At 71.2% G+C, this 22,097-nt stretch carries 20 protein-coding genes; 10 read left to right on the forward strand and 10 right to left on the reverse strand.

Going from position 1 to position 22,097, the window contains the following annotated elements:
• Nucleotides 1–134: 134 nt before the first annotated feature.
• Complete coding sequence (locus tag EAO75_RS27865; protein WP_147997748.1) at nucleotides 135–359, reverse strand: hypothetical protein; 225 nt, start codon at nucleotides 357–359, stop codon at nucleotides 135–137.
• A 245-nt stretch (nucleotides 360–604) separates the two neighbouring features.
• Between EAO75_RS27865 and EAO75_RS27870 the strand changes: the two genes are divergently transcribed.
• From EAO75_RS27870 to EAO75_RS27880, 3 genes are all read left to right on the forward strand, one after another.
• On the forward strand, nucleotides 605–1,525 hold the full coding sequence (locus EAO75_RS27870; protein ID WP_147997749.1) for an LLM class F420-dependent oxidoreductase: 921 nt from the start codon (nucleotides 605–607) through the stop codon (nucleotides 1,523–1,525).
• Between the two features lie 184 nt (nucleotides 1,526–1,709).
• Nucleotides 1,710–3,194, forward strand: coding sequence for a 3' terminal RNA ribose 2'-O-methyltransferase Hen1 (locus tag EAO75_RS27875; RefSeq protein WP_147997750.1), 1,485 nt, complete (start codon nucleotides 1,710–1,712; stop codon nucleotides 3,192–3,194).
• Nucleotides 3,191–5,731, forward strand: a complete 2,541-nt coding sequence (locus EAO75_RS27880) for a polynucleotide kinase-phosphatase (protein ID WP_147997751.1) — start codon at nucleotides 3,191–3,193, stop codon at nucleotides 5,729–5,731. Before EAO75_RS27875 ends, EAO75_RS27880 begins: the two co-directional genes overlap by 4 nt.
• A 3-nt stretch (nucleotides 5,732–5,734) precedes the next feature.
• Here EAO75_RS27880 and EAO75_RS27885 read toward each other — a convergent pair whose 3' ends face one another.
• A complete protein-coding gene (locus tag EAO75_RS27885) occupies nucleotides 5,735–6,634 on the reverse strand; it encodes an NAD(+)/NADH kinase (protein ID WP_147997752.1) in 900 nt (299 codons plus the stop codon).
• The gene (locus EAO75_RS27890) at nucleotides 6,631–7,668 is read right to left on the reverse strand and encodes an SPFH domain-containing protein (RefSeq protein ID WP_147997753.1); all 1,038 of its coding nucleotides are present in this window, start codon (nucleotides 7,666–7,668) and stop codon (nucleotides 6,631–6,633) included. Before EAO75_RS27890 ends, EAO75_RS27885 begins: the two co-directional genes overlap by 4 nt.
• A gap of 122 nt (nucleotides 7,669–7,790) precedes the next feature.
• Between EAO75_RS27890 and EAO75_RS27895 the strand changes: the two genes are divergently transcribed.
• Both EAO75_RS27895 and argF read left to right on the forward strand, forming a co-directional pair.
• On the forward strand, nucleotides 7,791–9,014 hold the full coding sequence (locus EAO75_RS27895) for an arginine deiminase (protein WP_147997754.1): 1,224 nt from the start codon (nucleotides 7,791–7,793) through the stop codon (nucleotides 9,012–9,014).
• Between the two features lie 100 nt (nucleotides 9,015–9,114).
• Complete coding sequence (gene argF / locus EAO75_RS27900) at nucleotides 9,115–10,122, forward strand: ornithine carbamoyltransferase (protein ID WP_147997755.1); 1,008 nt, start codon at nucleotides 9,115–9,117, stop codon at nucleotides 10,120–10,122.
• A 15-nt stretch (nucleotides 10,123–10,137) separates the two neighbouring features.
• On the opposite strand, the gene EAO75_RS27905 is transcribed toward argF, so the two are convergent.
• The gene (locus tag EAO75_RS27905) at nucleotides 10,138–10,590 is read right to left on the reverse strand and encodes an ATP-binding protein (protein WP_147997756.1); all 453 of its coding nucleotides are present in this window, start codon (nucleotides 10,588–10,590) and stop codon (nucleotides 10,138–10,140) included.
• A 336-nt stretch (nucleotides 10,591–10,926) separates the two neighbouring features.
• Here EAO75_RS27905 and EAO75_RS27910 point away from each other — a divergent pair, with 336 nt between their 5' ends.
• Nucleotides 10,927–11,754 (forward strand): enoyl-CoA hydratase family protein, encoded by an 828-nt coding sequence (locus EAO75_RS27910; RefSeq protein WP_147997757.1) that lies wholly within the window; start codon nucleotides 10,927–10,929, stop codon nucleotides 11,752–11,754.
• 4 nt (nucleotides 11,755–11,758) lie between these two features.
• Nucleotides 11,759–14,152 carry a bifunctional salicylyl-CoA 5-hydroxylase/oxidoreductase gene (locus EAO75_RS27915; protein ID WP_147997758.1) on the forward strand — a complete coding sequence of 798 codons (2,394 nt, stop codon included), beginning with the start codon at nucleotides 11,759–11,761 and terminating at the stop codon, nucleotides 14,150–14,152.
• A gap of 27 nt (nucleotides 14,153–14,179) precedes the next feature.
• Here EAO75_RS27915 and EAO75_RS27920 read toward each other — a convergent pair whose 3' ends face one another.
• From EAO75_RS27920 to EAO75_RS27940, 5 genes are all read right to left on the reverse strand, one after another.
• On the reverse strand, nucleotides 14,180–15,385 hold the full coding sequence (locus EAO75_RS27920) for a sulfate adenylyltransferase subunit 1 (protein WP_147997759.1): 1,206 nt from the start codon (nucleotides 15,383–15,385) through the stop codon (nucleotides 14,180–14,182).
• Nucleotides 15,386–15,387: 2 nt separating this feature from the next.
• The gene (gene cysD, locus EAO75_RS27925) at nucleotides 15,388–16,290 is read right to left on the reverse strand and encodes a sulfate adenylyltransferase subunit CysD (protein ID WP_147997760.1); all 903 of its coding nucleotides are present in this window, start codon (nucleotides 16,288–16,290) and stop codon (nucleotides 15,388–15,390) included.
• Nucleotides 16,287–16,838 carry an adenylyl-sulfate kinase gene (gene cysC, locus EAO75_RS27930; RefSeq protein WP_147997761.1) on the reverse strand — a complete coding sequence of 184 codons (552 nt, stop codon included), beginning with the start codon at nucleotides 16,836–16,838 and terminating at the stop codon, nucleotides 16,287–16,289. Before cysC ends, cysD begins: the two co-directional genes overlap by 4 nt.
• 116 nt (nucleotides 16,839–16,954) lie before the next feature.
• On the reverse strand, nucleotides 16,955–17,767 hold the full coding sequence (locus EAO75_RS27935; protein WP_147997762.1) for a PaaX family transcriptional regulator C-terminal domain-containing protein: 813 nt from the start codon (nucleotides 17,765–17,767) through the stop codon (nucleotides 16,955–16,957).
• A gap of 15 nt (nucleotides 17,768–17,782) precedes the next feature.
• On the reverse strand, nucleotides 17,783–19,396 hold the full coding sequence (locus tag EAO75_RS27940; RefSeq protein WP_261989429.1) for an AMP-binding protein: 1,614 nt from the start codon (nucleotides 19,394–19,396) through the stop codon (nucleotides 17,783–17,785).
• Between the two features lie 158 nt (nucleotides 19,397–19,554).
• On the opposite strand from EAO75_RS27940, the gene EAO75_RS27945 reads away from it, so the two are divergent.
• Both EAO75_RS27945 and EAO75_RS27950 read left to right on the forward strand, forming a co-directional pair.
• Nucleotides 19,555–20,724, forward strand: a complete 1,170-nt coding sequence (locus EAO75_RS27945) for an acyl-CoA dehydrogenase family protein (protein WP_147997763.1) — start codon at nucleotides 19,555–19,557, stop codon at nucleotides 20,722–20,724.
• Complete coding sequence (locus EAO75_RS27950; RefSeq protein WP_147997764.1) at nucleotides 20,721–21,119, forward strand: RidA family protein; 399 nt, start codon at nucleotides 20,721–20,723, stop codon at nucleotides 21,117–21,119. Before EAO75_RS27945 ends, EAO75_RS27950 begins: the two co-directional genes overlap by 4 nt.
• A gap of 7 nt (nucleotides 21,120–21,126) precedes the next feature.
• On the opposite strand, the gene EAO75_RS27955 is transcribed toward EAO75_RS27950, so the two are convergent.
• Nucleotides 21,127–21,324: a DUF5999 family protein gene (locus EAO75_RS27955; RefSeq protein ID WP_147997765.1), complete on the reverse strand. Its 198-nt coding sequence runs from the start codon at nucleotides 21,322–21,324 to the stop codon at nucleotides 21,127–21,129.
• A gap of 236 nt (nucleotides 21,325–21,560) precedes the next feature.
• On the opposite strand from EAO75_RS27955, the gene EAO75_RS27960 reads away from it, so the two are divergent.
• On the forward strand, nucleotides 21,561–22,025 hold the full coding sequence (locus EAO75_RS27960; RefSeq protein WP_147997766.1) for a DUF6299 family protein: 465 nt from the start codon (nucleotides 21,561–21,563) through the stop codon (nucleotides 22,023–22,025).
• Nucleotides 22,026–22,097: the final 72 nt, after the last annotated feature.

Below are 22,097 nucleotides of genomic sequence, written 5' to 3' on the forward strand. Positions count from 1 at the left end.
CCCCCTGCTGGGGCTCGGTGAAGATGCGAAGATCCATGACTCCATCCTGCACGGCGGGACACCTGTCAACCGCACCGGTCCCCCTGGCCTCCACAAACCCGGTCGAGTGAATTCCGTCAACGCCGCAGCCGCCGTCAGCCCAGGCCAGTGACCGCCCCCGACGGTGATCGTTGGCTCGGTCGGAGCCGGAGCGCCCGGCCCTCGCCCCGGCCGGGACCACCGGTCGACTGCAGGTCCGCGTCCAGCGCCGACAGGTCCGCGTTGAGGGCGGCCATCAGCTCCTCCATCTGCTGGAGCAGCCCCTTCGGCTGGCCGCTGCCGCTGCCGCCGCTCTGCTGTGGCGCGAATTCCTCGGACATGACGGCCTCCTCGGGCCTCCGGCCCCCCCCAGTGGCAGTGGGCCGACACGGTGACGCTCCGGCGTTGACCGGCCGGGGCGAGGGCCGGGCGCTCCGGCTCCGACCGAGCCAACGATCACCGTCGGGGGCGGTCACTGGCCTGGGCTGACGGCGGCTGCGGCGTTGACGGAATTCACTCGACCGGGTTTGTGGAGGCCAGGGGGACCGGTGCGGTTGACAGGTGTCCCGCCGTGCAGGATGGAGTCATGGATCTTCGCATCTTCACCGAGCCCCAGCAGGGGGCCACCTACGACACCTTGCTCACCGTGGCCAAGGCCACCGAGGACCTCGGCTTCGATGCCTTCTTCCGCTCCGACCACTACCTGAAGATGGGTTCCGGGGACGGTCTTCCGGGGCCCACCGACGCATGGATCACGCTCGCCGGCCTCGCCCGTGAGACCAAGCGGATCCGCCTCGGCACCCTGATGACCGCCGGCACCTTCCGGCTGCCCGGCGTGCTCGCCATCCAGGTCGCCCAAGTCGACCAGATGTCCGGCGGCCGGGTCGAACTCGGTCTGGGTGCGGGCTGGTTCGAGGAGGAGCACAAGGCGTACGGCATCCCGTTCCCGACGGAGAAGTTCGGGCGGCTGGAGGAGCAGCTCGCCATCGTCACCGGCCTGTGGGCGACCGAGGCAGGCCAGACCTTCGACTTCCACGGCTCCCACTACGACCTCACCGCCTCGCCCGCCCTGCCCAAGCCCGCCCAGAGCAGGATTCCGGTACTGATCGGCGGCCACGGCGCCACCCGTACGCCGCGACTGGCCGGCAAGTACGCCGACGAGTTCAACATGCCGTTCGCCTCGATCGAGGACAGCGAGCGGCAGTTCGGCCGGGTCCGGGCCGCCGCGGAGGAGGCCGGCCGCAAGGGCGACGACCTCGTCTACTCCAACGCCCTCGTGGTGTGCGTGGGCAAGGACGACCAGGAGGTCGCCCGCCGCGCCGCCGCGATCGGACGTGACGTCGAGGAGCTGAAGGTCAACGGGCTCGCCGGCTCCCCGGACGAGGTCGTCGAGAAGATCGGCCGCTACCGGCAGGCCGGCTCGCAGCGGATCTACCTCCAGGTCCTGGACCTGGCCGACCTGGACCACCTGGAGCTGATCTCCTCCCAGGTGCAGTCGCAGCTGTAGTAGAGCGTCGCGCGGGGGACCGGAAGGGGTTTCGTCCGGCGGATCGGGCCGTGGCCTGCGATCCGCCGGACGGCCGGCTCGGCCGGCCGCCGGGAGGTTGGCGGAAATTCCCGAGTGCTGCCGATGCCCGCTCTGTACGGTGTGCGTATCCGCAGTTCAGACCCCTACTCCAAGGCCACTCACCGTGTTCCTGACCATCACCACCACCGGCACCCCGGAGCGTCCGGCCTCCGATCTCGGCTTCCTGCTGCACAAGCATCCCGAGAAGGCCCAGATGTTCTCCACCTCCTACGGCACGGCACACGTCCTCTACCCCCAAGCGGACGCCGAGCGCTGCACGGCGGCGCTGCTACTGGAGGTCGACGCGGTGGCGTTGGTCAGGCGCGGCAAGGGCAAGGGCCGGGGCGGCGCACCCGACGCGGCCCTCGCGCAGTACGTCAACGACCGCCCGTACGCCGCCTCCTCGCTGCTCGCGGTCGCGCTCAGCGCCGTGTTCTCCAGCGCGATGCGCGGCGTGTGCAAGGCCCGGCCGGAGCTTGCCGCCCAGCCGCTGCCGCTGCGCATCGAGGTGCCCGCGCTGCCGGCCCGAGGCGGCCCGGCGCTCGTACGGCGGCTGTTCGAGCCGCTCGGCTGGGCGGTGACCGCCGAACCCGTGCCGCTGGACGTGCAGTTCCCCGAGTGGGGCGACTCGCGCTACGTCGGTCTCGTCCTGGAGTCGCAGGCGCTGACCCTCGCCGAGGCCCTGCGCCACCTCTACGTCCTGCTCCCCGTCCTCGACGACGCCAAGCACTACTGGGTCTCGCCCGACGAGGTCGACAAGCTGCTGCGGGCCGGTGAGGGCTGGCTGCCGGGTCACCCGGAGCAGAAGGTGATCACCAGCCGGTACCTCTCGCGCCGTTGGTCGCTGACCCGCGAGGCGATGGAGCGGCTGGAGCTCGTGCGGCTCGCGGAGGCCGACGACAGCGAGGTCGAGGACATCGACAACGCGGTCGAGGCGGAGACCGAGGACGAGGAGAGGCCGACCCCGCTCGCCGTGCAGCGCCGGGACGCGATCCTGGCCGCGCTCAAGGCGTCCGGCGCCGGGCGCGTGCTCGACCTCGGATGCGGGCAGGGCCAGTTGGTGCAGGCTCTCCTCAAGGACCCGGCGTTCACCGAGATCGTGGGCGTGGATGTGTCGATGCGGGCGCTGACCATCGCCGGGCGGCGGCTGAAGCTGGACCGGATGGGGGAGCGGCAGGCCTCGCGCGTAAAGCTCTTCCAGGGCTCCCTCGCCTACACCGACACCCGGCTGAAGGGCTACGACGCCGCTGTGCTCAGCGAGGTCATCGAGCACCTCGACCTGCCGCGGCTGCCCGCCCTGGAGTACGCGGTGTTCGGCTCCGCCCGCCCGAGGACCGTCCTCGTGACGACCCCGAACGTCGAGTACAACGTCCGCTGGGAGTCCCTCCCGGCCGGGCACGTCCGGCACGGCGACCACCGCTTCGAGTGGACCCGCGAGGAGTTCCGCACCTGGCCGCGGGCGGTCGCCGAACGGCACGGGTACGGCGTGGAGTTCGTGCCCGTGGGCCCCGACGACCCCGAGGTGGGGCCGCCGACGCAGATGGCCGTTTTCGAGATGGGCACAGCCGTGGGACACGGCAACGACGAGAAGGAGGCGAAGGCCGCATGAACAAGGCAGCGAACGGGCGTGTCCTGCCCGTCACCGACCTCTCCCTCGTCGTCCTCGTCGGCGCCTCCGGCTCCGGCAAGTCCACCTTCGCCCGCCGGAACTTCAAGCCGACCGAGGTGATCTCCTCCGACTTCTGCCGCGGCCTGGTCTCCGACGACGAGAACGACCAGAGCGCCACCCGGGACGCCTTCGACGTCCTGCACTACATCGCGGGCAAGCGTCTGGCCGCCGGCCGCCGCACGGTCGTCGACGCGACCAGCGTGCAGCAGGACTCCCGCCGCCAGCTGATCGAGCTCGCGAGGCAGTATGACGTGCTGCCCATCGCCATCGTGCTCGATGTGCCGGAGGAGGTGTGCGCCGAGCGCAACGCGGCCCGCACCGACCGGGCCGACATGCCGCGCCGGGTGATCCAGCGGCACATCCGCGAACTGCGCCGGTCGATACGGCACCTGGAGCGCGAGGGCTTCCGCAAGGTGCACGTCCTGCGCGGTGTGGAGGACGTCGAGAACGCCTCCGTCGTCACCGAGAAGCGCTTCAACGACCTCACCCACCTCACCGGCCCCTTCGACATCGTCGGCGACATCCACGGCTGCGCCTCCGAACTGGAGTCGCTGCTGGGCAAGTTGGGCTACGTCGACGGCGTGCACCCGGACGGCCGCAGCGCCGTCTTCGTCGGCGACCTCGTCGACCGCGGCCCCGACAGCCCGGGTGTGCTGCGCCGCGTGATGTCGATGGTCAAGTCGGGCAACGCGCTGTGCGTGCCCGGCAACCACGAGAACAAGTACGGCCGCTACCTCAAGGGCCGCAAGGTCCAGCACACCCACGGACTCGCCGAGACCATCGAGCAGATGGAGGGCGAGAGCGAGGAGTTCCGCGCGGAGGTACGGGAGTTCATCGACGGGCTCGTCAGCCACTACGTCCTCGACGGCGGCAAGCTGGTCGTCTGCCACGCCGGTCTGCCGGAGAAATACCACGGCCGCACGTCGGGGCGGGTGCGCTCGCACGCGCTGTACGGCGACACCACCGGGGAGACCGACGAGTTCGGACTGCCGGTGCGCTACCCGTGGGCGGAGGACTACCGAGGCCGGGCGGCTGTGGTGTACGGCCACACTCCGGTCCCGGAGGCCACATGGCTCAACAACACCATCTGCCTGGACACCGGCGCCGTCTTCGGCGGCAAGATGACCGCGCTGCGCTGGCCGGAGCGGGAGCTGGTCGACGTACCGGCGGAGCAGGTCTGGTACGAGCCGACGAAGCCGCTGCGGACCGAGGCGCCCGGCGGGCACGACGGGCGGCCGCTCGACCTGGGCGACGTGCAGGGGCGCAGGATCGTCGAGACCCGGTACTCGGGCCGTGTCTCGATCCGTGAGGAGAACGCGGCCGCGGCCCTGGAGGTCATGAGCCGCTTCGCCGTCGACCCGCGCCTGCTGCCGTACCTCCCGCCGACCATGGCGCCGACGGCGACCAGTCAGGTCGAGGGCTACCTCGAACACCCGGCGGAGGCCTTCGCGCAGTTCGCGCAGGACGGCGTCGAGCGGGTCGTGTGCGAGGAGAAGCACATGGGCTCGCGGGCCGTGGCGCTGGTGTGCCGGGACGCGGAGGCGGCGCGTAAGCGGTTCGGGGTGGACGGGCCGACGGGATCCATCTACACCCGTACCGGACGCCCGTTCTTCGACGACGAGTCGGTGACGGAGACGATCATCGACCGGGTCCGCGCGGCGGTCGACGAGGCCGGGCTCTGGGACGAGCTGGAGACGGACTGGCTGCTGCTCGACGCCGAGTTGATGCCGTGGTCGCTGAAGGCGTCGGGCCTGCTGCGCTCGCAGTACGCGGCGGTCGGCGCCGCCTCCGGGGCGGTGTTCCCCGGTGCCCTGTCCGCGCTGGAAGGCGCCGCGGCGCGCGGCGTCGACGTCACCGACCTGCTGGCGCGTCAGCGCGAACGGGCCTCGGACGCCGCCGCGTTCACGGAGGCGTACCGCCGCTACTGCTGGACGACGGACGGTCTGGACGGCGTACGTCTGGCGCCGTTCCAGATCCTGGCCGTCCAGGGCCGCAGCCTCGCCGCTCTCCCGCACGACCAGCAGCTCGCACAGCTCGACCGGCTGGTGGAGCACGACGGCAGCGGCCTGCTCCAGACCACCCGGCGCCTGTACGTCGACACCGGCGACCCGGAGTCGGTGCGGGCCGGCGTCGACTGGTGGCTGGAGATGACGGGCCGCGGCGGCGAGGGCATGGTCGTCAAGCCGCTGGGTGCGGTGGTGCGAAGCGCGGAGGGCCGCCTGGTGCAGCCCGGTATCAAGTGCCGGGGTCGCGAGTACCTGCGGATCATCTACGGTCCCGAGTACACGCGCTCCGACAACCTGGCCCGGCTGCGGCAGCGGTTCCTCAACCACAAGCGGTCCCTCGCGATCCGTGAGTACGCGCTGGGCCTCGAGGCCCTGGACCGGCTGGCGGAGGGCGAGCCGCTGTGGCGGGTGCACGAGGCGGTGTTCGGGGTGCTGGCGCTGGAGTCGGAGCCGGTGGACCCCCGGCTGTGACGGTCAGTTGACGAGCAGCAGACGGTCCCGGCACACACCCACCCGGACCGTCTGCCCCCACGTCAGCTCGACCGCGTCCGTCTCCATCCCGTCCCCGAACGCCACGAGCCGCTCGGACTCGACGGTGAGGCGCAGGCGGGTCGCCGCGGCGAGTTCCCCGGCCACCAGTGACGTACCGGTGGCCGGGGACGGCCAGGCCTCGCGCACGAACCACAGGAGCCGTTCCTCGGTGGGGGAGGGCAACCGCAGTCGCTCTCCCCGCTCCTGCCACACCGACCGGATCCAGCCGGTCGCCCCCGTCCCGGTTCCGACGATCACCCCGGACGAAGCCTGGGCCTCGACGACACCCCCGTCGTCCTCCAGGCCCAGGCGGTATCGGGCCGTCCTGTGTCCGGCGGCGCCCAGGTAGATCTCGTTCAGCGCGACGAGGCGCTGTGTGTCGTCGGCGACGGCCTCGACCATGGTGAGTTCGTCGAAGTCGCCCCTTGCGGATTGCGTGGACGCGAACAACCTCGCCGCGTCCGCGGGACGGTGGCGCACCAGGACGCCCGGGTTGCGGCCGGGGTCGGTGTCGATGCCCAGCACCGGCTGCCCGGCCAGGTACTTGGCCACGTTCGCGACCAGCCCGTCCTGCCCGACCACGACCACCACGTCCTCCGGTCCGAACAGGAACCGGTCCAGGTCGGCTCGCTCCACCCGGGTCTGACGCCAGGTCAGGGGAATCGCGGAGGTCACCTCCGTCAGCGCCTGTCGCGTACGGCGATGGCGTTCGGCGACCTCCTCGATGTCCCGGCCCCGGGAGGACAGGAAGAAGGCGGCCTGGCCGTGCGTGCCGTGCCGGGCCACCAACTCCTCGTACTCCGAGGTGCGATGGACGAGGACGACCCGCGGGGCGAGGCTCACGCCTGCTCCTGATGGCCCAGCTTGGCGAGCAGGCCCGTCAGCACATCCGGGGACACCGTCAGGCTGTCGATCCGCGGCAGGTTCTCCGCCAGCCGGGTCCCGGTCAGGGCGTGCAGCGTCGCCACGTCCACATCGGCGTGCACCCGCAGCCAGGCCGCCTGGGCCTGCGCCCGCGCCTCGCCGACCTCACGCGCCCCCTCGGCCTCCGCCCGGGCCAGCCGTACGGACCGGGTGGCCTCCGCCTCCGCGAGGCGTACCGTCCGTGCCGCCTCCGCCTCGGCCCTGACCGCGTCCGCGGCGGCGTGCTCCTCGGCCTCCCGGCGCGCGTTCGTGCCGCGCTGGTCCACCAACTGCTCCTCGCGGCGGGCGAGTTCGATCTGGCTGGCCAGTTCGTTCTCGGCGATGGCCCGCTCCCGCTCGACGGCCACCGCCCGCCGCTCGTACGTCGCCCGGTCGGCCTCCTGCTGGATCTGCTCCCGGGCCGGGGTACGCAGGGCCCGCTCCACCTCCGGTTCCGGGCGCAGCGCCATGACGCGTACGGCGACCACCTCGATGCCGGTCGCGGGAAGTCTGGGCTCCCCGGCCAGGCCCTGCGCGATCCGCTCCCGCACCGCCGTCACGCCGTCCACCAGGGCCGCCGACAGCGGCGTACGGGACAGGACGTCCAGCGCGTGCTGCTGCGCCGTCTCGGTGAGCAGGGTGCCGAGCTGCTCCAAGGGCGCGGCGCGCCAGGCCCCCGAGTCCGGGTCGATCGAGAAGTCCAGGCGTGCGGCGGCCACGGCCGGGTCGCTGATCCGGTAGGTGACCGTCGCCTGGACGGCCACGTCCTGGAAGTCGGACGTACGGGCGTGGAAGGTCATCGCCAGTTCCCGGTCGTCGACCGGGACTTCGGAGATCGCGGCGGTCAGGGCCCGGAACCAGAAGCTGAGCCCGGGGCCGTCGTGCAGCAGCTTCGTGCCGCGGTGGTGGCGGATGTGCGCCGTGGGCGCGCCGCGCAGATGGCGCCAGCCCAGGCGCCGGGTGATGTCGGCCATGGAGCCCCCCTCTTTTTCGTCATGTGGACGATAATCGTCCGGCCTGCTTGTCGTCAAGGGGACGAAAAGAAGATGGTGGCAAGCAGGGGGTGAACAGGCCCCTCGATGGTCAGGATGGAGGCATGGGATTCCACGTCGACTCCGAGGCCGGGCGGCTGCGCCGCGTCATCCTGCACCGGCCGGATCTGGAGCTCAAAAGGCTCACCCCGGGCAACAAGGACGCTCTGCTCTTCGACGATGTGCTGTGGGTGCGCCGGGCGCGCGCCGAGCACGACGGGTTCGCCGACGTGCTGCGCGACCGCGGGGTCACCGTCCACCTCTTCGGCGACCTGCTCACCGAGTCCCTGGGGGTCCCGGCAGCCCGCAGGCTCGTCCTGGACCGGGTCTTCGACGAGAAGGAGTACGGGGTGCTCGCCACCGACCACCTCCGCGCGGCCTTCGAAAGCCTGCCGGCGCCCGAGCTGGCCGAGGCCCTGGTCGGCGGCATGACCAAGCGGGAGTTCCTGGAGGCGCACCCCGAGCCGACCTCCGTGCGCTTCCACGTCATGGAGCTGGACGACTTTCTCCTCGCGCCCCTGCCCAACCACCTCTTCACCCGGGACACCTCGGCCTGGATCTACGACGGCGTCTCCGTCAACGCCATGCGCTGGCCGGCCCGCCAGCGCGAGACGGTCCACTTCGAGGCGATCTACCGGCACCACCCCCTCTTCCGTGACGAAACGTTCCACGTCTGGTCCGAGGGGCAGGCCGACTACCCCTCCACCATTGAGGGCGGGGACGTCCTGGTGATCGGCAACGGCGCGGTTCTGATCGGCATGAGCGAGCGGACCACCCCCCAGGCCGTCGAGATGCTCGCCCACAAGCTGTTCGCCGCCGGATCGGCTGAGACGATCGTGGCCCTCGACATGCCCAAGCGGCGTGCGCTGATGCACCTCGACACCGTGATGACGATGGTCGACGGCGATGTCTTCACCCAGTACGCCGGGCTCGGCATGCTCCGCTCGTACACCATCGAACCGGGCGTCGGCGACAAGGAGCTCAAGGTCACCGACCATCCGCCGGAGCACATGCACCGCGCGATCGCCGCCGCCCTCGGCCTGAGCGAGATCCGTGTCCTCACCGCCACCCAGGACGTCCACTCGGCCCAGCGCGAGCAGTGGGACGACGGCTGCAATGTGCTGGCCGTCGAGCCGGGCGTCGTCGTCGCCTATGAACGCAACTCCACCACCAACACGCATCTGCGCAAACAGGGCATCGAGGTGATAGAGATCCCGGGCAGCGAGCTGGGGCGGGGGAGGGGCGGACCGCGGTGCATGAGCTGTCCGGTCGAGCGGGCGCCCGTATAGAAGACGCATGGAGGGCCCTGTATGGAAATGGCCTGTATAGAAATGCCTACTGTCGTATAGACTTCCAGAGTCCCTGTTCACGTACCTCTGGAGCGCCCCCATGGCGACTGTCCCGACCGCCCTCGCCGGCCGCCACTTCCTCAAGGAACTCGACCTCACCGGGCAGGAGTTTCTCGGGCTGGTCGAGCTGGCCGCAGAGCTGAAGGCCGCCAAGAAGGCCGGGGTCGAGATCCAGTATCTGCGGGGCAGAAACGTTGCGCTGATCTTCGAGAAGACCTCGACGCGTACGCGTTGCGCGTTCGAGGTCGCGGCCGCCGACCAGGGTGCCTCGACGACGTACCTGGACCCTGCGGGCTCGCAGATCGGTCACAAGGAGTCCGTGAAGGACACCGCGCGCGTGCTCGGGCGGATGTACGACGGGATCGAGTACCGCGGGGACAGCCAGGCGAAGGTGGAGGAGATGGCGGTGTACGCGGGCGTGCCCGTGTTCAACGGCCTGACCGACGACTGGCACCCCACCCAGATGCTCGCCGACGTGCTCACCATGACCGAGCACACGGACAAGCCGCTGACCGAGACCGCCTTCGCGTACCTGGGTGACGCCCGCTTCAACATGGGCAACTCGTATCTGATCACCGGCGCGCTGCTCGGCATGGACGTACGCATCGTCGCGCCCGAGGAGTACTGGCCGAACGGCGACGTCGTGGCCCGGGCCCGCAAGCTGGCGCAGGACAGCGGCGCCGTCATCACGCTGACCGAGGACGTCACCGAGGGTGTCCGGGGCGTCGACTTCGTGGCGACCGACGTATGGGTCTCCATGGGTGAGCCCAAGGAGGTCTGGGACGAGCGGATCGCGGCGCTCGGCTCCTATGCGGTGACCATGGGCGTCCTGCGCGCCACCGGCAATCCGAACGTCAAGTTCCTGCACTGTCTGCCGGCCTTCCACGACCTCGGCACGAAGGTGGGACGCGAGATCTTCGAGCGGCACGGGCTGGAGTCGCTGGAGGTCACGGACGAGGTCTTCGAGTCGGAGCACTCGGTGGTCTTCGACGAGGCGGAGAACCGGATGCACACGATCAAGGCGGTCCTGGTGGCGACGCTGGCCTGACGGCGGCCCCGGGCGTTACGACGGGCGGCGCTGAGCCGGTACCACCGGCAGTCTGAACCACACCGCCTTGCCCGAGCCCGTCGGGCGGTGGCCGCAGGACGAGCTGAGGGTGCGGATCAGCAGCAGGCCTCGGCCGTGCTCCTGCCAGGGGTCCGGGTCGCCCTGGGTGGGGAGGGTCAGGTTGCCCGGCGGGGCCGGGTCCGGGTCGTGCACCTCGACCTGGCAGCCGGACGGCAGCAGCTCCACCACGAGCTCTATCGGGCCGTTGCCCGCGGTGTGCTCCACGGCGTTCGCGACCAGCTCCGCCGTGAGCAGCTCCGCCGTGTCGCTGTCCGCGGCGTGGTCCAGCTCGGCCAGCGCGGTACGGACCAGTGCACGGGCGACGGGCACGGCCGCGGTGGTGTGCGGCAGCGCTATACGCCAGGAGGCGGAGGCTGGGGGGCGATCGTGCAAGGCGGGTCCGTTCATGAGCAGGCTGTCCTGCTTTCAACCTTATGAATGGTACGGCGCCACCCGGCGAAGCCGCTCGTCGGGCGCCGTTCGGGACCTTCGGCCCCGACTGACATGCGGCTTACCCAGGTGAACGGTCGGCCTCGCACGGCTGATCCCGTCGTTACGCGGGTGTCGCCGAGCCGTGACGGATGTGACGGGGCCAGGTCACGGATCAGGCCACGACGAACCGGCTTATTGCGCGGTCATGACGACAGTCAAAGATGAGTGATAACTTCGGGGAGTAGAGCTCGAAGGGCAGAGGTAGAGCTCACTGAGCCAGTGCCCGCCGTCCGCCCGAGGAGGCCGCACATCATGAGTCCCTTCACCGGCTCCGCCGCCCGCACCCCCGAGTGGAGGCACCTGCGGGTCGAGCACGCCGACGGGGTCGTCACCGTCACCCTCGCCCGCCCCGAGAAACTCAACGCGCTCACCTTCGGTGCCTACGCCGACCTGCGCGATCTGCTCGCGGAGCTGTCCCGGGAGAAGTCGGTACGAGCCCTCGTGCTGGCCGGCGAGGGCCGCGGCTTCTGCTCCGGCGGTGACGTCGACGAGATCATCGGCGCGACCCTGTCCATGGACACCGCCCAGCTTCTCGACTTCAACCGGATGACCGGGCAGGTCGTGCGGGCCGTACGGGAGTGCCCGTTCCCGGTGATCGCGGCCGTGCACGGGGTGGCGGCGGGTGCGGGGGCGGTACTGGCGCTCGCGGCCGACTTCCGGGTCGCCGACCCCACCGCCCGCTTCGCCTTCCTCTTCACCCGGGTCGGCCTGTCCGGCGGCGACATGGGCGCGGCCTATCTGCTGCCGAGGGTCGTCGGCCTGGGCCACGCGACCCGCCTGCTGATGCTGGGCGAACCCGTACGGGCTCCCGAGGCCGAGCGGATCGGCCTGATCAGCGAACTGACGGAGGACGGGAGTGCCGACGAGGCCGCCCAGGCCCTGGCCCGCCGCCTGGCCGACGGCCCGGCCCTGGCGTACGCCCAGACGAAGGCCCTGCTGACGGCCGAGCTGGACATGCCACTGGCGGCGGCGGTGGAGATGGACGCCTCGACACAGGCCCTGCTGATGAACGGCGAGGACTACGCGGAGTTCCACGCGGCGTTCACGGAGAAGCGCCCACCGAAGTGGCGAGGGAGGTAGCGGGATGCTCCCGACCGAGGGGACTGTGCCGACCGGAGGGGCGCGGGGCGGTGCTGAATCTGCGGCTACCGCCGCGTGGGCGCGACCAGCCCCCGCCGGCCCGCAGCCGCCGAACGACACGAGCCACCCCCTACGAGTCGCGATCATCGGCGGCGGCCCGGGAGGGCTGTACGCGGCGGCGTTGCTCAAACGCCTCGACCCGTCCCGCGAAGTCACCCTCTGGGAACGCAACGCCCCCGACGACACCTTCGGCTTCGGAGTGGTCCTCTCCGACGAAACCCTCGGCGGCATCGAACACGCCGACCCGGTCGTCTACGAGGCCCTCCGCGAGGAATTCGTCCGCTGGGACGACATCGACATCGTCCACCGAGGCACCCGCCAGACCTCCTCAGGGCACGGCTTCGCGGCCCTCGGCAGGAAACGCCTCCTGGAGATCCTGCACGACCGCTGCCACGATCTCGGCGTGGTACTCCGCTTCCGCTCCGAGGTCCCGGACCCGGCCCGGCTCGCGGACACATACGACCTGGTCATCGCCGCGGACGGTGTGCACAGCACCACCCGCGAGGCCTACTCCCATGTGTTCCGCCCCCATGTGGCCACCCACCACTGCCGTTACATCTGGCTGGCCGCCGACTTCGCCTTCGACGCCTTCCGCTTCGAGATCGCCGAGACCGAGCACGGCGTGATGCAACTGCACGGCTACCCGTACGCGGCCGATGCCTCCACCGTGATCGTCGAGATGCACGAAGAGGTCTGGCAGGCGGCCGGGTTCGCGGAACTCGACGAGCAGGAGTCCGTCGAGCGCTGCGCCAAGATCTTCGCGGACGCGCTCGGCGGGCGACCGCTGAAGTCCAACAAGTCGGCCTGGACCACCTTCCGCACGGTCGTCAACGAGCGCTGGTCGCACGGCAGCATCGTCCTGCTCGGCGACGCCGCCCACACCGCCCACTTCTCCATCGGCTCCGGCACCAAGCTGGCCGTCGAGGACGCCCTCGCCCTCGCCGCCTGCCTGGAGGAACAGCCCTCCCTGGAGCAGGCGTTGGCGGCGTACGAGGAGGAGCGCAAACCGGTCGTCGCCTCCACCCAGCGCGCCGCCCGGGCCAGCCTGGAGTGGTTCGAGAACCTCGGCCTCTACCTCGACCAGCCGTCCCACCAGTTCGCGTTCAACCTGCTCACCCGCAGTCGCCGCGTCACCCACGACAACTTGCGCCTGCGCGACGCCCGCTTCACCGAGGCCGTCGAGCGCGACTTCGGCTGCCCGCCCGGCACGCCCCCGATGTTCACCCCGTTCCGGCTGCGCGGCCTCACCCTGCGCAACCGGGTCGTCGTGTCCCCGATGGACATGTACTCGGCCGCGGACGGTGTCCCCGGCGACTTCCACCTCGTCCACCTCGGCTCCCGCGCCCTCGGCGGCGCCGGCCTGGTGATGACCGAGATGGTGTGCGTCAGCCCCGAGGGACGCATCACCCCCGGCTGCACCGGCCTCTACACCGGCCGGCAGGCCGAGTCCTGGAAGCGCGTCGTGCAGTTCGTGCACGCCCAGGCCCCCGGCACCGCCATCGGCGTGCAGCTCGGCCACAGCGGCCGCAAGGGCTCGACCAAGCTCATGTGGGAGGGCATGGACGAGCCGCTGGAGGACGGCAACTGGCCGCTCGTGGCCGCGTCCCCCATCCCCTACAAGTCGGACAGCCAGACCCCGCGCGAGCTCAGCCGCTCCCAACTCACCGACATCCGCGAGCAGTTCACGGCAGCCGCCTGGCGCGCCGCCCAGGCCGGCTTCGACCTGCTCGAACTGCACTGCGCGCACGGCTATCTGCTCTCCGGCTTCCTCTCCCCGCTCACCAACCTCCGCACGGACGCCTATGGCGGCTCCCTGGAGAAACGACTCCGCTTCCCGCTCGAAGTCTTCGACGCCGTACGCAGCGTCTGGCCCGAGGAGCGGCCCATGACGGTCCGGATCTCCGCCACCGACTGGGCCGACGGCGGCACGAGCGCCGAGGACGCCGTGGAGATCGCCCGCGCCTTCGCCGCGCACGGCGCCGACGCGATCGACGTGTCGACCGGGCAGGTCGTGGCCGACGAGCGGCCGGAGTTCGGGCGGTCGTACCAGACGCCGTACGCGGACCGGATCCGCCACCGCACCGGCCTGCCGGTGATCGCGGTCGGCGCCATCTCGTCCTGGGACGACGTCAACTCCCTGATCCTGGCGGGCCGTACGGACCTGTGCGCGCTGGCCCGCCCCCACCTCTACGACCCGCACTGGACACTGCACGCGGCGGCCGAGCAGGACTACGACGGTCCGGGCGTCGCCTGGCCGGCCCCGTACCGGGCGGGCAGCCGCCGCCCGCAGACGGGACGCACGGACGCCCCCAAGCCCCGCCTGACGCTCGGGACTTGAGGGCGCACGCCCAGGGGTGTGCGGGGGTTACAACTCGACCATCCCCGCGGTCAGCGTCGCCCCGTCCGCCGGGTCGATCAGGAGGAACGCGCCCGTGCGCCGGGAGACGGCGTAGTCGTCGAGTGCCAGTGGTTCTGCGGTGCGCAGGGCGATCCGGCCGAGATCGTTCGCGGTCAGCTCGGCTTCCCCGGCCAGGTCCTCCACGGTTCCCCTCACGGTCCGTGTCGTGTGCCGGACCAGCACGCGGTCCCCGACCCTGAGCGGCCGGTCGGCGAGATGGCAGACCGCCGCCCGCACCACCTGCGTGAGCGCCGGGACGTCGACACCCGCGGTGATCATGTCGCCGCGTGAGACGTCCCGCTGGTCGGCGAGGCGCACGCTGATCGACTGCGGCGCGTGGGCCTTCGCGACGTCCCTGCCGAGTACGTCGATCCCGGTGATCTCGGACGTCTCGCCCGACGGGTGGACGGTGACACGGTCGCCGACCCGGAGCGCTCCCGACGCCAACTGACCTGCGTAGTGGCGGACTTCGCCGTGCCGGATGACGTACTGGACGGGGAAGCGGGCGGGGGCGTCCGCCGGATCGGCGCCGACCGGGACGTTCTCCAGGACTTCCAGGAGCGCCGGGCCAGGGTACCAGTCCATGTGGGCCGAGCGCTCCACGACGTTGTCGCCGGCCAGCGCCGAGACCGGGATCGGGGTGAAGCCCGGCAGGCCCAGCGCGGCGGAGTGGCCCGCGAAGTCCTCGACGATGCGGTCGAACTGCTTCTCCTCGTACCCGACCAGGTCCATCTTGTTGACGGCGAGGACGACGTGGGGGACGCGCAGCAGAGCGGCGATCGCCGCGTGCCGGCGGGTCTGCTCGACGACGCCGTTGCGGGCGTCGACCAGGATCACCGTCAGCTCGGCTGTCGAGGCGCCGGTGACCATGTTGCGGGTGTACTGCACATGGCCGGGGGTGTCGGCGAGGATGAACCGGCGGCGCGGGGTGGCGAAGTAGCGGTACGCCACGTCGATCGTGATGCCTTGTTCGCGCTCGGCTCGCAGGCCGTCGGTGAGCAGGGCGAGGTCGGGGGCGTCCTGGCCGCGGCTCGCGGAGGCGCGCTCGACGGCCTCCAGCTGGTCGGTGAGGATCGACTTGGAGTCGTGCAGCAGCCGGCCCACCAGGGTGGACTTGCCGTCGTCGACCGAACCGGCCGTCGCGAAACGCAAGGTGTCGATGGTCGTGCTCATGCTTAGAAGTACCCCTCGCGCTTGCGGTCTTCCATCGCGGCCTCGGACATCTTGTCGTCGGCACGGGTCGCGCCGCGCTCGGTGAGCCGGGACGCGGCGATCTCGGTGATCACCTTCTCGATGGTGTCGGCGTCGGAGTCCACCGCGCCCGTGCAGGACATGTCGCCGACGGTGCGATAGCGGACCTGACGCTTCTCGACGACCTCGTGCTCGCGGGGCCCGCCCCAGTCGCCGGCGGTCAGCCACATGCCGCCGCGCTGGAACACCTCGCGCCGATGGGCGAAGTAGATGTTCGGCAGCGCTATGTGTTCGCGGCCTATGTACTGCCAGACGTCCAGTTCGGTCCAGTTGGACAGCGGGAACACGCGGACGTGTTCGCCGGGGGCGTGGCGGCCGTTGTAGAGGTTCCACAGTTCGGGGCGCTGCCGGCGTGGGTCCCACTGTGAGAACTCGTCCCGCAGGCTGAACACCCGCTCCTTGGCCCGTGCCTTCTCCTCGTCGCGGCGTCCGCCGCCGAAGACGGCGTCGAACTTCTCGGCCTGGATCTTCTCGGTGAGGGGCAGGGTCTGGAGGGGGTTGCGGGTGCCGTCGGGGCGTTCGCGGAGCACACCGCGGTCGATGTAGTCCTGTACGGAGGCCACATGGAGGCGGAGCCCATGTGCGGCCACCACACGGTCGCGGTAGTCGAGGACCTCGGGGAAGTTGTGGCCGGTGTCCACATGCAGCAGGGAGAAGGGGATCGCCGCGGGGGCGAACGCCTTCAGCGCCAGGTGCAGCATGACGATGGAGTCCTTGCCACCGGAGAACAGGATCACCGGCCGCTCGAACTCGCCCGCGACCTCACGGAAGATGTGCACCGCCTCGGACTCCAACGCGTCCAGGTGCGAAAGAGCGAACGCCGTCACACCAGCCCCCGCTCCGCCAGTACGGCGTACACGGCGTCCGCCGACTCCTGGGGCGTCTGGCGCTGGGTGGGCAGGACGAGTGACGGGTCCACCGGCGGCTCGTACGGGTCGTCGACGCCGGTGAGCCCGGTCAGCCGGCCCGCGGCCCGGCGGGCGTACAGCCCCTTCACGTCCCGCTCGCTGCACACCTCCACCGGGGTCGCCACATGCACCTCGATGTACGGCGTCTCGCTCGCGTCGTGCCGTTTGCGGACGGCCTCGCGGCTGTCGGCGTGCGGGGCGATGACCGGGACGACGGACAGCACACCGTTGCGCGCGAGCACCTCCGAGACCAGCCCGATGCGCTGCACGTTGGTGTGGCGGTCCTCCCGTGAGAAGCCCAGGCCCGCGGAGAGGAACCGCCGGATCTCGTCGCCGTCGAGGACCTCCACGCGGTGTCCCTCGGTCTTCAGACGGGCGCCGAGCAGGCGGGCGATCGTGGTCTTGCCCGCGCTCGGCAGCCCCGTCAGCCAGACCGTGGCTCCCCGGGTTCTTGGCGTGGTGGTCATGCGCAACAGTCCTCGTTCCCTACCTGTGGACGACCCGAAGGACGCTAGGTAAGGAACTTGAGAGGAGGCGCAGAGAAAGCTGAGGGTTCCGTTAGTGGCGCTCGGTGTGCCCGAGGTCACAGGCCGGCGTAGGTCGCTCCCGCGTCCCGCAGTCGCTCGTGCAGTCCCCGGAAGACGGCGGCCGAGCGCGCGCCCGGCCAGTCCGCGGGCAGCAGCCGGGCGGGCAGCCCGGGGTCGGTGTAGGGGAGGTGGCGCCAGGAGTCCAGGGCGAGGAGGTAGTCGCGGTACGCCTCCTCCGGCGGGGTGTCGTCCCGCCGCTCCCAGGCGTGCAGCACGCGCGCGTGCCGGTCCAGGAACGCGTCGTGCTCCTTGGCGATCGCGGCCAGGTCCCACCAGCGGGCCACGGCCTCGACGGTCGGCGTGAAGCCGAGGTGCTCGCCGCGGAAGAAGTCGACGTACTCCTCCAGGCGCAGCCGCTGAAGGGTGTGCCGCGCCTCCTCGTACAGCCGCGCCGGCGCGATCCACACGCCCGGAGCCGCCGTCCCGAAGCCGAGCCCGGCCAGCCGGGAGCGCAGCACATGCCGCTTCTGCCGCTCCGACTCCGGGACCGAGAACACCGCGAGCACCCAGCCCTCGTCGTCGGGCGGCCCGGTGGTGTAGATGCGCCGGTCGCCGTCGTCGAGCAACTGGCGGGCGTCCGGCGAGAGTTCGTACCCCGCCGCGCCCTGCGCCGTCCGGGCCGGCAGCAGCAGCCCGCGCCGCTTCAGCCGGGACACCGACGAACGCACGGAAGGGGCGTCCACGCCGATCGCGGCCAGCAGTCTGATCAGCTCCGCGACCGGCACGGGGCCGGGCATGTGGCGGCCGTACGCGCCGTAGAGCGTGACGATGAGAGACCGTGGTGCATGCTGGTCGGACACGTTGATCATCTTAGGTCGTACGGATCACTGCCGGTCACCCCGTGGGTCATCGCCGTCGCGCAGCCGGAACCGCTGGAGCTTGCCGGTCGCGGTGCGCGGCAGCGCGTCCAGGAACACGATCTCGCGCGGGGACTTGTACGGTGCCAACTCGGCCTTGACGAACGCGCGCAGGGCATCGGCGTCCCGTCGCGCACCCTCCCTGAGCACCGCGTATGCCACCACGACCTGACCGCGCGCCTCGTCGGGGCGTCCCACCACCGCCGTCTCCAGCACATCCGGGTGGCGCAGCAGGGCCTCCTCGACCTCCGGGCCCGCGATGTTGTAACCGGCCGAAATGATCATGTCGTCCGCGCGGGCGACGTAACGGAAGTAGCCGTCACTCTCCCGGACGTAGGTGTCACCGGTGACGTTCCAGCCGTGGCGCACGTAGTCGCGTTGCCGCGGGTCGGTGAGATAGCGGCAGCCGACGGGCCCGCGCACGGCGAGCAGCCCGGGCTCCCCGTCGGGCATCTCCCGGCCGTCCTCGTCGACCACGCGCGCGTGCCACCCGGGTACCGGCACGCCCGTCGTGCCGGGCCTGATGTGCTCGTCGGCGGCGGAGATGAAAATGTGCAGCAGTTCGGTGGCGCCGATGCCGTTGATGACGCGCAGCCCGGTCCGCTCGTGCCAGGCCTGCCAGGTGGCGGCGGGCAGGTTCTCGCCCGCCGAGACACAGCGGCGCAGGGAGGAGACGTCGTAGGAGTCGAGCTCGTCGAGCATCGCGCGGTACGCCGTCGGGGCCGTGAACAGCACCGACACCCGGTGCTCGGCGATCGCGGGCAACAGCTGCTTGGGGTGGGCCTGTTCGAGGAGCAGGGCGCTGGCGCCGGCCCGCATCGGGAAGATGACGAGTCCGCCGAGCCCGAAGGTGAAGCCGAGCGGGGGGCTGCCGGCGAAGACATCGCCCACATGTGGTTGCAGCACATGTGCCGAGAAGGTGTCGGCTATCGCGAGCACGTCCCGGTGAAAGTGCATGCAGCCCTTGGGCCGTCCGGTGGTACCGGAGGTGAAGGCGATGAGCGCGACGTCGTCGGACGCGGTGTCGGCGGCGGGGTAGGGCGTGTCGGGTGCCGGGCGGCGCAGGAGGTCGTCGGGGGCGTCGCCGCCGTACGTCGTGATGCGCAGGCCGGGTATCTCGGCCTTGGCGAGGTCGTCCACGGCACGGATGTCGCACAGCGCGTGCCGCACCTGGGCTATCTCGCACATGGTCCGCAGCTCGTGCGGGCGCTGCTGGGCCAGCACGGTGACGGCGACCGCGCCCGCCTTCAGCACCGCCAGCCAGCAGGCGGCGAGCCACGGTGTGGTCGGGCCGCGCAGCAGCACCCGGTTGCCCGGGGCGACGCCGAGGTGGTTGGTGAGCACATGGGCGAGCCGGTCGACGCGGGCCCGCAGTGTGCCGTACGTCCATGTGTCGCCGGACGGGGTGTGGAACACGGGCCGCTCGTGGTCGGGGCCGTCGAGCAGTTCGGCCGCGGCGTTGAGCCGTTCGGGGTAGTTCAGCCCCGGCAGGTCGAAACGGAGCTCGGGCCACTGGTCGGGCGGTGGCAGATGCTCGCGGGCGAAGGTGTCGACGTGGGCGGAGCGGTGCAGACCGGCCATGGCGGTTCGCCCCCTTGCCTTGTGGGCGTCGTGGTGGGCTCGCACAGGGAGCGTATCGTGTTGGTGACGACAGTCAATGGTGCGCGATATCGTCGAGAGGGTTCATCGAGGAGGTCCGTCGAGAGGGGCCGTCGCGGACGGTCCGCAGGAGGTCGGCAATGCCCGCATTCTCACTCGATCCGTCACAGACCGCCTGGTGTGCCGAACTGCGCGCCCTGGCGGCCGAACGGCTGCGCCCGCTCGCGGAGAAGGGCGAACCGGGGCACGTCAACCGCCCTCTCGTCGCCGAACTCGGACGACTGGGGCTGCTGAAGCGGCCCTTCACCTCCGGGGCGTTCGACCTGTGCCTGATGCGGGAGTCCCTCGCATACGCCTGCACCGAGGCCGAGACCGCGCTCGCCCTTCAGGGGCTGGGTGCGCATCCCGTCCACGCCTACGGCACCCCGGCCCAGCGGGAGCGCTGGCTGCCCCGGGTGGCCGAAGGGAGCGCGGTGGCGGCCTTCGCGCTGAGCGAGCCGGGGGCCGGATCGGACGCGGCGGCACTGGAACTGCGCGCTGAGCGGGACCCCGCAGCGCAGACGCAGCCGCCGGTCGCCGAACCCGACGGCCCCGCCCGGTGGCGGCTCACCGGCGAGAAGTGCTGGATCTCCAACGCCCCCGAGGCCGACTTCTACACCGTCTTCGCCCGCACCACGCCCGACGCCGGAGCCCGTGGCGTCACCGCCTTCCTGGTCCCCGCCGACCGCCCCGGCCTCACCGGAACGGGCCTGGACATGTTGTCCCCGCACCCCATCGGCACCCTCGCCTTCGACGCCGTCCCCGTCACCGCCGACGACATGCTCGGCGAGGCCGACCGCGGCTTCCGGGTCGCGATGGGCACCCTCAACCTCTTCCGGCCCAGCGTCGGCGCCTTCGCCGTCGGGATGGCGCAGGCCGCCCTGGACGCGACCCTCGCCCACACGGCCGAACGCGAGGCGTTCGGCGGCAAACTGAGGGACCTCCAGACGGTCGCCCACCAGGTCGCCGAGATGGCCCTGCGCACGGAGGCGGCCCGCCTCATGGTGTACGCGGCGGCGACGGCGTACGACGAGAAGGCCCCCGACGTGCCGGGGCGCGCGGCGATGGCGAAACTGCTCGCGACGGAGACCGCGCAGTATGTCGTCGACGCTGCGGTCCAGTTGCACGGTGCCCGTGCCCTGCGCCACGGCCATCTGCTCGAACACCTCTACCGCGAGGTGCGCGCCCCACGTATCTACGAGGGCGCCAGTGAGGTGCAACGCGGCATCATCGCCAAGGAGTTGTACGCGACCATGGAGGCCGGACAGTGAGTACCGAGCGCGTCAACCCGCCCGAACTCTCCCCACCCACCGGCTTCTCGCACGCGGTCGTCGCCACCGGCTCCCGCGTCGTCTTCCTGGCCGGGCAGACCGCGCTCGACTCCGACGGCAAGGTGGTCGGGGAGACACTGCCGGAGCAGTTCGAGCGGGCGCTCACCAATCTGCTGACCGCGCTGGCGGCGGCCGGCGGTACACCGGCCGACCTCGCCCGGGTCACCGTCTTCGTCACCGACGTCGTGGCGTACCGCGCCCAGGTCGCCGAACTCGGCCGTATCTGGGGCCGGTTGGCGGGTCGTGACTATCCGGCGATGGCGGTCGTCGGGGTCGTGCGGCTCTGGGACGAACAGGCGATGGTGGAGCTCGACGGGTTCGCCGTGCTGCCGTAGGCCGTGCTCACGCCGCCATGGCGAGGCGCTCGTTCGGTACCCGGTGCGGGGCGACGACACGGCCGTCGGGCAGCAGCTCACCGCTGTCGTCGAAGACGATGGCGCCGTCGCACAGCAGGCTCCAGCCCTGCTCGGGGTGTGCGGCCACCACATGGGCGCCGCGGTCGGCGGAGGAGGAAGGGCACGAAGGCTGGTGGGAACACATGGCGCACCTCCACATAGGCGGACGAGCCGTGTGGGTCGTCCATATGGGTAGACCATGCTCCCGCTGCGAACTCATAGGAACGGCCCGCCGTGAACCGTGACAACACGCGGACAACTCTCTGACCGATCCACGAAGGTCGGGGCGGACTCGCCACCGAAGGAGTGACGATCACGTCCCCGGACGCACCCGGCGGGTACCAGTGGGAGGCCCCACTCCACTCACCGGGAGGTCATCCCATGCCCCTGCGCCCCGCTCTCGCCACCGCCGCCGGCGCCGCGCTGCTCCTGCTGGTCGCCGCACCCTCGGCCCCCGCCGACTCCGACCGGACCGCCGACGTCAAGGAGGCCGTGACCGAGTCCGTGACCGTCGACGCCCCGGCCAAGATGGCCGCCGACGGCACCGTCACCGTCTCCGGCACCTACACGTGTGTCGACAGCACAGGACCCACGTTCGTGAGCTCCTCCATCGGCCGGGAGGCCTCCGCCAACCGGTACGCCATCGGCGGCACCCTCGCCGTGTGCGACGGCAAGGTGCACCGCTGGGAGAACAAGAGCAAGCCGTCCCCGTCCACCCTCAAGCACGGCAAGGCGGACGTCGAGGCCACCATCGTGGAACTGCGCCCCGTCGACGGCCTGGGCGGCCTGCCCCTGCCCCACTTCCACGCGGTGCTGAAGAAGAGCATGACCCTGTCGAAGGCGTGACGGCGACCGGCCCCACGCAGCACACTCCACGCAGCACACCGCGCGCCGCGCCATACCCGACCGAAGGGGGCG

Source organism: Streptomyces sp. UW30 (assembly GCF_008042075.1).
Classification (GTDB): domain Bacteria; phylum Actinomycetota; class Actinomycetes; order Streptomycetales; family Streptomycetaceae; genus Streptomyces.